We start from the raw sequence: 12,093 nt of genomic DNA on the forward strand, positions 1-12,093 counted from the left end.
AATTTTTGAATTGAGCAATTTTTCGATCCGCTCATCGTCGCACAGTGGAGCAAAGTTATGAAAGCCGTATTTCTAGACCTTCAAAGCCTCGATTGCAATGACCTTAATCTGGCAGCACTTGACGCGCTGTTTACTGATTTCGCCGGCTATCCGGCGACCGCACCATCTGAGGTGTCTGCAAGAATTCAAGACGCCAAGGTGGTGATTGTTAATAAGGTACTGCTTGATCGGGCTGTCTTAGCGGCAGCCAGCAAGCTGAAGCATATTTGTATTGCTGCGACCGGTACAAATAATGTTGATCTGGTGGCTGCTTCCGAACTGGGTATCAGTGTCTCTAATTGCCAGGCTTACGGTACAGATTCGGTTGCGCAGCACGTAATGACTCTGATGCTGGCGTTGCATACTAACCTTATTCAATACAACCGGGCTGCCCGTGACGGCCAGTGGGCCAGTGCTAATCAGTTCTGTCTGCTTGATTACCCTATTCAGGAATTACGGGGTAAAACGCTGGGTATTGTCGGGTACGGCAATCTTGGGTCGGGTGTTGCACAATTGGCCGGTGCGTTTGGAATGGATGTAGTGATTGCTCAACGGGCCGGGGGTGAAACAGTGGGAGGCCGGTTGGCGATGGAGGTGTTGTTGCCTCAGGTCGATGTGTTGAGCTTGCATTGTCCTTTGACGGAACAGACCCGGGACCTGATTGATGCCGCTGCTATTGCTCAGATGAAACCCAGTGCTTTCATTATAAATGCGGCCCGGGGCGGTGTGGTTAATGAAACTGACCTGGCCGACGCGCTGCGTAGGGGTAAATTAGCTGGTGCGGCCACCGATGTGTTGACTGAGGAACCCCCGATAAACGGTAATCCATTGCTGGCGGATGATATACCCAATCTGATTATTACCCCTCACAGCGCTTGGGGGAGTATTCAGGCCCGTCAGCGGATTGTTGATCAGATGGTAGAGACAGTTGAGGGTTTGAAAAAGGGCGAGTCGATCAGGTGGGTCAATTAATGGCGGAAGGCTGTCTTAAAAAGGAGTTGCTGTCGTAAAACTTAACCTCTCCCCGCTAACCGGATGGTTGAAGCTCAGGCTTTGGGCATGAAGTAGTAGTCGAGGAGAGCGGGCAACTTGTTCCGATGAAGCGTAGAAGCGATCACCTAATATTGGGTGTCCCAGGTGCTGCATATGCACCCGCAACTGATGTGAGCGGCCGGTAATCGGTTTTAGCTCCAGTCTCGAGGCATTATCTAACGCTTCAATAACCTGCCAGTGAGTCTGTGCTGATTTGCCTTGTTGATGATCGATAATCTGCAGGGGGCGGTTGTCCCAATCGCAACGCAGAGGCTGATCGACCAGGCCTGACTCGGCATCAGGTTTGCCTGCCACTACAGCCTGATAGACCTTATCTGTTTGTCGCTCCTGGAACTGGATGCTAATGTGGCGATGGCTTTCAGCGGTTAGTGCCAGTACCATGACGCCGGACGTGGCATAGTCGAGGCGGTGAACGGTTTTAGCTGTAGCGAAGCGCTGCTGGACCCTGCGCCAGACACAATCTTGTTTTTCTTCTCCAAGTCCAGGAACCGACAACAGATCAGCTGCTTTGTTGATGACAACTATTGCTGCGTCGGCGAAGAGAATGTCCTTCTCGTTAATCGTCGGTATCATCTCAGCGGCTTATACCCTTGCCGGAAAATAGCTTCTTTTTCTGACTCTTCTTTTTGCCTCGGACAAACAGCGCCATCGATTCTATGTGATGAGTCTGGGGGAACATATCCATGACTAGAAAGTCTTGCAGCTTGTAGCCTTCATCCTTAAGCAATTTACTGTCACGTGCCAGTGAGCCGGGATTACAAGAGATATAGAGAATAAGCTCGGGTCGTTGTTTAGTGATCTGGGGAATAAGCTTAGCGGCACCTGAACGGGGCGGGTCAAGAAGGACTTTGTTATAGCTGCCTTTAAACCACTGCAAACCAGCGAGTTTCTCTGCCAGGTTGGCACAAAAGAAACGGCAGTTGTCTACGCTGTTGTGTCGGGCATTTAACTCGGCTTGTTGTACCATCGTCAGGTTGCCTTCGATGCCGGTAACGCTGGCTCCGGATTGAGCCAGAGGCAACGAGAAATTCCCCAATCCACAGAATAACTCGAGGATGTTGTCTTCCGGGCTGAGGTCTAATAGCTCGCAGGCCTTGTCGACCATCTGCTGGTTAATCTCAGCGTTTACCTGAATAAAATCATCGGGACGAAACTGGAGTTCCTGCTGGTTTAATCTATAGCTGGCGAGCTGAGCTGGGGTGGTATAGTGATCTGTGCCGATCAGCTGTAACTGCAAGCTTAAACCGTAATGCGCAGCAAGGTGGTTAAAAATTTCCAGATGCTGATCGTTTAGTTCCTTCTTAAGCCGTAGTGAGAGATAGCCTCCCTCGTCACCTAGATCAACGTCGAGTTGAGTGATGTGCTTAATATCACCGGTATCTGTTAACGCGTACCGTACTTTGCTGAAGATGTCGCTCACACGCTTATCCATCACTGCACAGCTATCAATCTGCGTCAGCAAATGGCTGCCCCGGCGGCGAAACCCGATAATAGGTTCGTCATTCGACAATTGGTTGATGCCGATGCGCGCACTACGGCGATAGCTCCAGTTGTTTGCGGCCAGAGGTGTGATGATGTTTGCCGGTTTGCACTGACCGATGCGTTTAAGCTGATCAAGTGCCTGCGTCTGCTTTAGTTCCAGCTGACGTTCACTGTCCAGGTGTTGCAGATCACAGCCGCCGCACTGATGGTAATGAGGGCAGGCGGGGTCTATTCGATGGCTGTCAGCGGTGAGTATGGTGTCAGTATGACCGCTATAAAACTTGGTTTTCTCTTCTGTCAGCCGGGCGAGAACCTGCTCCCCTGGAAGGGCGTTGGTGATAAAGGCCGCTTTTCCCTGATAGTGCGCTACACCCTGGCCGTCAAAGCTGAGGGATTCTATAGTCAGCTCTACCGGTTCTTCAGGTAACGGCTGCTCTGAAGTTCGGACTGGGAGCTGAACTCGATAATGGGAATGCTTCTGTTTCATGGGCTTCTCCTGACGAAGCGCGGATTCTACCAGTGCCGGCCTGTTAAAGCATCCTGCTAAGTTATCGATCTCTTCCGAGTTGTTAAAGAAAAGCCTGATAATAGTCGCTTTATCGATATAAGGACTTCATTCGATTGCTATTCAAGGTATAAACTTGGCTTTACTTCAATTTATTGGTCAGAGTTACTTGTTATGTCACTGGAACATCCGTTTGCGCCTTTTGTTCGAATTCTTGGTAAAGGTAAACAAGGCTCGCGCTCATTGAGCCAGTCAGAGGCCAGAGAGGCGATGCAGATGATTATTGATGGTCTGGTTGAGCCCGAGCAGCTGGGGGCTTTTCTCATGCTGCTGCGCGTGAAGGAAGAGTCTCCAGAGGAGCTGGCCGGTTTTATTGAGGCGGTACGGGGACGATGCTGTGCCCCGGAAGGGCTCCAGGTAGATCTGGATTGGTCAACATATGCGGGCAAGAAACGGCAGTTACCCTGGTTTATTTTAACCTCCCTGTTGTTGGCTGAAAATGGTGTTCGGGTCTTTATGCACGGAGCCCGTGGTCACACTCCTGAACGAATTTATACTGAAGATTGTCTTTCATTGTTTGGTATTAGTGCCTGTTCCGATTGGGGGCAGGTTGCCGAATCACTGGATACTTCCCAGTTCGCCTTTATGTCGATAGAAACGCTGAGTGCAGAGATGGGGCGTATCATCAACTTGCGACCGGTATTGGGTTTGCGTTCACCGGTGCATACTTTGTGTCGCCTGATTAATCCATTGCGTGCCAGTCATACGGTAGACGGTGTATTCCATCCTGCATACGGGCCAATGCATCAAAAAACGGCGCAATTGCTAGGGGTTGAAAACGGTCTGACTATCAAAGGTGATGGCGGTGAAGCTGAGATAAAACCTGATACCGAGTGTGATCTGCAATGGACTCGCGGTAGTGATTATAGTGTCTCCCAATGGGAGCGATATTTTCCTCGTCGGCTGGTAAAACAAGAGCTGGATACAGCGGATCTACTCGGCCTGTGGCGTGGTCAAATCACTCATGAGTATGGTGAGGGCGCGGTTATTTCAACTCTGGCACTATTGTTGAAATTACTGAATAAAGCGGATAGCGACAAAGGTTGTTATAAGCTTGCACAGACGATGTGGCAGGAAAGGGATAAAGATAAATACTGAAGTGGCTAGACGCCGCTATGCAGCTTGCTAGTATTCAGACGCGGCCGAGCCGCTTGTTAGACGCGCGGTGCCGGTAGCTCATTCTGCTTTTTTAGCTCCTAGCAGGAGCCGAAGGATCCGTTCTAGCAAGCGTCGAAGTTGCGTCTGGCGGTGGGGTGGGCTGCTCTAATCCCGTCTTAACTTATCCGACACCGCTATCGGATTAGGATAGTTGAAGATCACCACATAGGTCGAGAGTAAGAACGTCAGAATGGCGGTAGCCTGGATGACGTGGGAGGCTTCTTCGCCGATCATTGCCGCGCCTGTAGCCATATAGGCTATGAGTAGTGAAAATTCACTGATCTGTCCCAAACGGAAGCCTACTTCCCAGGCGAGAGAGTTACTTTCGCTGATGCTTTGTAACAGAAAGCGGAACACTATGGGTTTCAAGACCAGTACCAGTACGGCAAGTATGATGGCGGGGACTATGATCTGTCCAAGCAGGGCCAGGTTGAAGCTGGCGCCGATAGAGAAGAAGAACAGGATTAGGAAAAAGTCCCGTAGAGGTTTCAGGCTGGTGGCGATGTACTGAGCTATTGGGCTGGTGGCGAGACTGACACCCGCAATAAATGCACCGATCTCTGCAGAAAGTCCTACTACATGGGCCAGTTCTGCAAGGCCCAGGCACCAGCCAATCGCTACCAGGAAAATATATTCGTGAAAACGATCGAATTTCTGGATCAGTGGCAACAATATATAGCGGACAAATATCAGCGAACCGCCAATAATGAGGGGCAGGGCGACAACTGTTTTCAGGAAGGTGGTAATCTGATCTGCACCGTTGTCGCCGCTGTTAAGAAACAATAGCACAAGAATGGCGATGACATCCTGTAACAGTAATAGACCGACTACCAGCTCACCCGTATGTTTGTGATGTAGAACGGTGGTAGGTAGCAGTTTGATGCCGATAATGGTGCTGGAAAACATCAATGCTACACCGATAATAATCGCTTCTGTCCGGGTGTAACCAAAGGAAATACCGACGATATAGCCGATGGCCATAAAGATGATCGCGCTGAATATAGCGACTAGCGTGGCTTTTTTGAGCATATGTACCAAGTGGCTGGGCTGCATATCCAGGCCTAGTAGGAACAATAGGAATATGATGCCTACGTGAGATATATCGGAAAGCAGGGCGGTATCTTGAATCAGGCTATAGCCGTAAGGGCCGAGAACGGCTCCAAGTACAATATAAGCAACCAGGAGTGGTTGGCGTGTATAGAGCGCCACAGATGCCAGGACGGCGGCTCCGGTAAAGATTAGGAAAAAAGAGAAAACCAGGCTCTGTTGTAGCATAAATATTTGAAAGTCCTGTCAATTCTGATCGTCACTCCAGTCTACAGAATCTGTATGCGGATATGAACCCGAGATATTTTCAGAGTAAAATAATTGGCAGGAATTGATCGCGGGAAAAGACTCAATCATAACGGAGTAGCATATTGTATGTGGGCGGAAGGTTGTGTTTTTTTATGGTTTTTTTGATGATTTATTTTAATAAAATCAGCAGGTTACGTTTTATAGTTTAAGTTAATTAGAAGATTGTTGTTTTCATCATAAAGTATTTTCAGCAGGAAATTAGAGGTTGAGAGAATCGAAGTGGTGTGTAATAACTGATCAATTTACTCGGGATTAGAATAAGTGTATCCTGAGCAACATAATGCGAGAGTGATTTAACAGGAATTTTGATGAATATTACTATTACCGAATCAGCTGACAATTATCTGGCCGAACTGCTTGAAAAGCAGGATGTAGAGGGCATTGCGGTTCGGATGTTTGTAACTCAGCCGGGTACCGCCTATGCGGAGACATGTCTGGCTTATTGCCGTCCTGATGAAGTTGTTGAAGACGATGCCGTTATGCAGAAAGAGAAGGTTAAATTCTTCTTTGAAAAAAACAGCTTGCCTTATCTTGAAGAAGCGACAGTTGATTTTGCTACTGATCGTATGGGTGGGCAGTTAACCATCAAGGCGCCCAATGCCAAAGTGCCAAAAGTATCTGACGATAGTCCGATGGACGAACAAATTAATTACATTCTTTATTCCGATATCAATCCAGGGTTGTCGTCTCACGGTGGTGAGGTCAAGTTGGTTGAGCTGGTAGAAGAGGAAGCTGGTCATATCGCCGTATTACAGTTTGGCGGAGGTTGTCAGGGATGTAGTGCTGTTGATATGACGCTAAAAGACGGCGTAGAGAAAACGCTGGTAGAACGGATACAAGGTCTGGTTGGAGTGCGTGATGTAACCGATCATTCCGTTCGGGAAAATGCCTACTATAAATAGTCGTTTTTTGTATGTTAAGCCCGGCTTTGTCCGGGCTTTTTTGATTTCGTTATAGAGCCGGGGTGCTTGTTTTTATAAAGCACAAGTCTTGATCCACCATTTTAGTACGTTGTTCCGCATAGAATGACCTGATATAAGGTCAGCAAGGCTCTGTTAAGTCAGGTCGTGTCAGTATGAATAGCTAAGTCGATGCCTTAGTTGATCGTTATTGCTACTTTTTTATATGACTTTTATGTAGGTGTGGTTGTTTTTTTTGGCACCAGCCCCATCTATCAGTAAAAGCGATATACCGCACAAGTCTGTATCTGCAGTATTCTGCAGTTTCTTCCGAATAAGGAGTAAGGTCCGTTATGGCACCACTCGAGAATGAAAAAGAGATCACTTCCAGCACATTGCCGGTTTTACCACTGCGTGATGTAGTTATCTATCCACATATGGTGATCCCACTTTTTGTTGGCCGCGAAAAGTCTATTCAAGCCCTGGAAGCGGCAATGCTTCAGGATAAAGAGATTCTTCTGATCGCTCAGAAAAATGCGTCAGATGATGAGCCTGTAGGAGAGGATCTGTTCTCTATCGGCACCGTTGCCAGTATCTTACAGATGCTGAAACTACCCGATGGTACGGTCAAAGTGCTGGTTGAAGGCGACTACCGTGCGCATATTGATACGCTGCATGAAACTGAAGAATTCTTTACTGCGGATATCTCAGCTTTAGCTATTGATGAGGTGTCGGAGGGCGAATCAGAGATCTATAAACGCACAGCGCTGGATCAGTTTGAGCGCTTTGTACAGGTTAATAAAAAGATTCCTGCAGAAGTGCTCACTTCGTTGGGTTCAATCGATGAAATTGGCCGTTTGGCTGATACTATCGCGGCGCACATGTCGCTGAAGCTGGATGAAAAACAGAAAATTCTGGAAATGCTGGATGACAAGCAGCGTCTGGAACATCTGATGGCGTTGATGGAATCAGAGATCGACCTGGTTGAAGTTGAAAAGCGGATTCGTGGCCGGGTTAAAAAACAGATGGAGAAAAGCCAGCGTGAGTACTATCTGAATGAGCAGATGAAAGCGATTCAGAAAGAGCTGGGCGATCTGGATGAAAATGGTACAACGGATATCGAAGAGCTGAAGAAGCGCATTGATGAAGCCGGTATGCCGCAGGAAGCATTAGATAAAACCCTGAATGAATACAATAAGCTGAAAATGATGTCTCCGATGTCAGCAGAAGCGGCTGTTGTGCGGGGTTATATCGACTGGATGTTGCAAGTCCCATGGTCTAAACGTTCTAAAGTACGTCATGATATGAACCGTGCTGAAGCGATCCTCAATGAGGATCATTACGGTCTGGAAGAGGTTAAAGATCGTATTCTTGAGTATTTAGCTGTACAGAAGCGGGTGCGTAAACTTAAAGGACCTATCTTGTGTCTGGTAGGGCCTCCGGGTGTGGGTAAAACGTCTCTGGGACAGTCTATTGCGCGGGCAACTAACCGTAAATACGTACGTATGGCGTTGGGTGGTGTCAGAGATGAAGCGGAGATTCGCGGTCATCGACGTACCTATATCGGTTCTATGCCGGGTAAGCTGATTCAGAAGATGTCCAAAGTAGGGGTTAAAAACCCACTGTTCCTGTTAGATGAAATTGACAAAATGGGCATGGATCAGCGTGGCGATCCGGCGTCCGCGCTCTTAGAGGTGTTGGACCCAGAGCAAAATGGAACCTTCAATGATCACTATCTGGAAGTCGACTTTGATCTTTCAGATGTGATGTTTGTCTGTACCTCTAACTCTATGGATATTCCGGGTCCGTTACTGGATCGGATGGAGATCATTCGCATCCCGGGTTATACCGAAGATGAAAAGCTTAATATTGCACGGAAATACCTGATTCCTAAGCAGCTTAAGACCAACGGTCTGAAAAAGAATGAGCTGACGATTGAAGATGAAGCGGTAACGGATCTGATTCGTTATTACACCCGTGAAGCAGGGGTGCGTGGGCTGGAGCGTGAGATCGCGAAAATCTGTCGTAAAGTGATCAAAGAGATCGCGCTGAGCGGTGATAAGAACGCGTCTATTATCGCTAATAGTGAGAACCTTGAACATTATTCCGGCGTACATAAGTGTAGTTTTGGAATGGCTGAAGAGCAGGATCGTATTGGTCATGTTACTGGCCTGGCGTGGACGTCGGTGGGCGGTGATATTCTGACCATTGAATCGGCAGTGGTACCAGGTAAAGGGCGTCAGGTTCGAACTGGCTCACTGGGTGATGTGATGCAGGAGTCGATTCAGGCGGCACTGACGGTTGTGCGAAGCCGTTCTGAGTCGTTGGGTATTAACCCGGATTTCCATGAAGAAAGTGATATTCATATCCACGTACCCGAAGGTGCAACGCCAAAAGATGGACCAAGTGCTGGTATTGGAATGTGTACTGCATTAGTATCTGTGCTGACCAATATTCCGGTCCGGTCTGATGTGGCGATGACTGGTGAAATCACCTTGCGAGGGCAGGTTTTACCAATTGGAGGACTGAAAGAGAAGCTTCTGGCTGCTCATCGGGGTGGAATTAAAACGGTTATTATTCCGGACGAAAACAAGCGTGATTTGAAAGAAATTCCTGACAACATCAAAGCAGATTTGAAGATTTGCCCAGTTAAATGGATTGATGAGGTCTTGCAAATTGCGTTGAAATATAGTCCGGAACCGCTTACAGAAGAGCAAAAAGCAACCTTTTCTGAAAAGAAAAAGCAAGCAAAAAGTGAGCGGGGGCAAATAAAACCGCATTAACACAAAATAGTGACAAATCAGGCTGTAAGCCGCTTGACACCTGATTTGCAGGCTTGGTATAAATTGTCCGGACTACTTGCTGGGCATGGGCACAGAATATATATATAAAAATGATTCATATAAGGGGAACAATGTGAATAAATCTGAACTGATCGACGCAATTGCAGCTTCTGCTGACATTCCAAAGGCTGCTGCAGGCCGCGCACTTGACGCTACTCTAGAGTCTATCTCTGGTGCTCTTCAAAGTGGTGATTCTGTAGCACTGGTAGGTTTTGGTACTTTTGGTGTTAAAGAACGTGCTGCGCGCACAGGTCGTAACCCTCAGACTGGGCAGCCAATTCAGATCGCTGCGGCGACTCTGCCTACTTTCAAGCCTGGTAAGGCTCTGAAAGACTCTGTAAATAAGTAAGATTCGCTAGCGCCTGATCCGTAAGGATCGCTGGCACCTGGAGCGGTAGTTCAGTTGGTTAGAATACCTGCCTGTCACGCAGGGGGTCGCGGGTTCGAGTCCCGTCCGTTCCGCCAAATGTGAGATCTGCTGATTAGTCAGCTGAAGCTCAGGGAAGCGATTAGTGCTTATACTGCGTCGTATTGCCAAACATATAAAAGGCGCATCCTGACTGGGGTGCGCTTTTTTTCTATTTGTACACTAGCTTAGAGGCCCAGAGGCAATATGCTTCAGAATATCCGAGATAACTCTAAAGGGATTGTTGCGAAGATCATTGTTGGTCTTATCGCTGTTACCTTTGCACTGTTCGGGGTTGAATCCCTGGTCAGTCTGACGGGCGGTTCCAATGCGCCGGCGACTGTAAATGGCGTCGAAATAAGTGAACGAGATCTGCTTCAGGGCGCTGACCTTCAGCGTAGACAGCTTTTAGCTCAGATGGGTGAAAATGCTGATCCGACTTTGCTGGATGATAATCTGATTCGTAAAGCAACGCTGGATAACCTGATTCAACAGGAAGTTCTGGTGCAGTCTGCAGTCAGCCAGGATATGGCGATTGCCGATCAGGCACTGGACCAGATGATTATTAATACTTCGGACTTTCAGGTCGAAGGTCAGTTTAACCGTGACCAGTATGCTGCAGTTCTGCGAAATGCTGGCCTGACACCCATGATGTATAAGGAGCTGTTGCGCAAAGAGAGCCTGATAGGCTACGAGCGTTCCGGTTATCTGTTGTCTGGGTTCTCACTGGAGCAGGAAGCTGAGCGTATTATCAGCCTGGATCGTGAAACCCGCGATCTTGCTTATGTGCAAGTAGCCCTGGACGATTACAAGCAGGGAGTCTCTCTGACAGCTGAAGATCTGAGCGCTTATTATGCTGATCATCAGTCAGAATTTATGACGGATGAACAGGTAGTAATCGAGTATCTGCTGATCAATAAAACTGATCTGCTGAAACAAGTGACAGTAGATGATGCTGAACTGCAGTCGCAATTCGATCAGGTACTGGCTTCATTTGAATCTGCTGAACAGCGGACTGTATCGCATATTATGATTGAGGTTTCTGATCAGGTTGATGATGCTGCGGCACTGGCGAAAGCAGAGAAACTAGCAGAGCGTCTTGCTTCGGGTGAGGCCTTTGCGGCACTGGCAGAGAGTGAGTCTGATGACCCTGGTTCCGCGCCAATGGGCGGAGATCTGGGGGTTTACCAGCAGGGGCTGCTGGATGGGCCGTTTGAGTCGGCTGTTTACGCCCTTAACGTCGGTGAAGTGTCAGAGCCTGTACGTACCTCATTTGGCTATCACTTGATCACACTGACTGAATTAACGGCATCTGAAGCGCCGGTGTTTGACGACGTGAAAGATCAACTAATTGCTGAGCAAATGGATAATAAAGTTGAGCAGCTGTATGTCGAGAAAGTAGGCCAGCTGACGGATCTGTCATTTTCTGCCGGCGACTTGCAAGAGCCGGCCGAAGAGCTGCAGTTGACTATCATCGAGGCTCCTGCCTTCGGATCGGCCGGCGGCAATGATGATATTACCGCTAATGCTCGTGTTATTAGAACTGCTTTCAATGAAGAGTTGATCCGTGATGGTCTGAACAGTGATCCGATTGAGCTGGATTCTGGTCGTACTCTGGTGCTGCGGGTTAAAGAGCATATCCGCCCTCGACAGTTGAGCGAAGAGGAAGTCAGCGAGCAGATCACTGAAGTGCTGGTTGTAGAAAAGGCCGGAGAAGCGCTACAAGCATCACTGGAAGCCGAACTTGAGAAACTGAAACAAGGCGGTGAGCGCGTTGCTATTAATGGGGCTGAATGGGCGGTTGCAGAGGCGGTGACACGTGCTGATCGTAGTCAGTCATTTGAAGTGATGACTACCGCTTTTAAAATGCCAAAGCCAGAGAGCGGAGCATCTTATTCGCTGATCACATTGCAGAATGGTGCTAAGGCGATTGTTGCTGTTACCGCTGTTAGTACACCAGATCTGTCTGAGATCACTGCAGACGAGCGCAAAGGGATGCGTGCTGTTCTGGGACAGCGTGCTGGTCAGTTCGATTATCAAGCGATGACAGAAGCACGTAAGAGTGCAGCTGAGATTGAAAAGCTTTGATAGTCACGGGTAAATGATGACACAAAGGCTGCTTATGCAGCCTTTTTTATTGTCTGGATTTAGGTTCGCAGTGAATTTTAAGACTACACTGAATAATCACTATGGCCACTTGAGTAGTAATAGTTAATGTCATCTTGTCGAATTCCCCGGTTTAAGCTTTAACATTGCCATGAAGCTGTAAGGCTTAGAGCGCTTCGTTAACTC

At 48.1% G+C, this 12,093-nt stretch carries 9 protein-coding genes and 1 tRNA gene; 7 read left to right on the forward strand and 3 right to left on the reverse strand.

Features of this window, described 5'->3' with window-relative positions:
- Positions 1–57: 57 nt before the first annotated feature.
- Positions 58–1,011 (forward strand): 2-hydroxyacid dehydrogenase, encoded by a 954-nt coding sequence (locus tag AMJAP_RS07550; protein WP_019621651.1) that lies wholly within the window; start codon positions 58–60, stop codon positions 1,009–1,011.
- A 15-nt stretch (positions 1,012–1,026) separates the two neighbouring features.
- Here the strand turns inward: AMJAP_RS07550 and AMJAP_RS07555 are convergent, their stop codons facing one another.
- Complete coding sequence (locus AMJAP_RS07555; protein WP_019621652.1) at positions 1,027–1,665, reverse strand: RluA family pseudouridine synthase; 639 nt, start codon at positions 1,663–1,665, stop codon at positions 1,027–1,029.
- A gap of 1 nt (position 1,666) precedes the next feature.
- On the reverse strand, positions 1,667–3,061 hold the full coding sequence (gene rlmD / locus AMJAP_RS07560) for a 23S rRNA (uracil(1939)-C(5))-methyltransferase RlmD (RefSeq protein WP_019621653.1): 1,395 nt from the start codon (positions 3,059–3,061) through the stop codon (positions 1,667–1,669).
- A gap of 192 nt (positions 3,062–3,253) precedes the next feature.
- Here rlmD and AMJAP_RS07565 point away from each other — a divergent pair, with 192 nt between their 5' ends.
- Positions 3,254–4,237, forward strand: coding sequence for a glycosyl transferase family protein (locus AMJAP_RS07565; RefSeq protein WP_019621654.1), 984 nt, complete (start codon positions 3,254–3,256; stop codon positions 4,235–4,237).
- Between the two features lie 165 nt (positions 4,238–4,402).
- On the opposite strand, the gene AMJAP_RS07570 is transcribed toward AMJAP_RS07565, so the two are convergent.
- A complete protein-coding gene (locus AMJAP_RS07570) occupies positions 4,403–5,572 on the reverse strand; it encodes a cation:proton antiporter domain-containing protein (RefSeq protein WP_019621655.1) in 1,170 nt (389 codons plus the stop codon).
- 389 nt (positions 5,573–5,961) lie between these two features.
- Between AMJAP_RS07570 and nfuA the strand changes: the two genes are divergently transcribed.
- From nfuA to AMJAP_RS07595, 5 genes are all read left to right on the forward strand, one after another.
- On the forward strand, positions 5,962–6,555 hold the full coding sequence (gene nfuA / locus AMJAP_RS07575; protein WP_019621656.1) for a Fe-S biogenesis protein NfuA: 594 nt from the start codon (positions 5,962–5,964) through the stop codon (positions 6,553–6,555).
- Between the two features lie 350 nt (positions 6,556–6,905).
- Positions 6,906–9,335, forward strand: a complete 2,430-nt coding sequence (gene lon / locus AMJAP_RS07580) for an endopeptidase La (protein WP_019621657.1) — start codon at positions 6,906–6,908, stop codon at positions 9,333–9,335.
- Between the two features lie 133 nt (positions 9,336–9,468).
- Complete coding sequence (locus tag AMJAP_RS07585) at positions 9,469–9,744, forward strand: HU family DNA-binding protein (protein WP_026340111.1); 276 nt, start codon at positions 9,469–9,471, stop codon at positions 9,742–9,744.
- 39 nt (positions 9,745–9,783) lie between these two features.
- Positions 9,784–9,860 (forward strand) — tRNA-Asp (locus tag AMJAP_RS07590).
- Positions 9,861–10,008: 148 nt separating this feature from the next.
- A complete protein-coding gene (locus AMJAP_RS07595; protein ID WP_019621659.1) occupies positions 10,009–11,889 on the forward strand; it encodes a SurA N-terminal domain-containing protein in 1,881 nt (626 codons plus the stop codon).
- Positions 11,890–12,093: the final 204 nt, after the last annotated feature.

The organism is Amphritea japonica ATCC BAA-1530 (assembly GCF_016592435.1).
GTDB lineage: Bacteria > Pseudomonadota > Gammaproteobacteria > Pseudomonadales > Balneatricaceae > Amphritea > Amphritea japonica.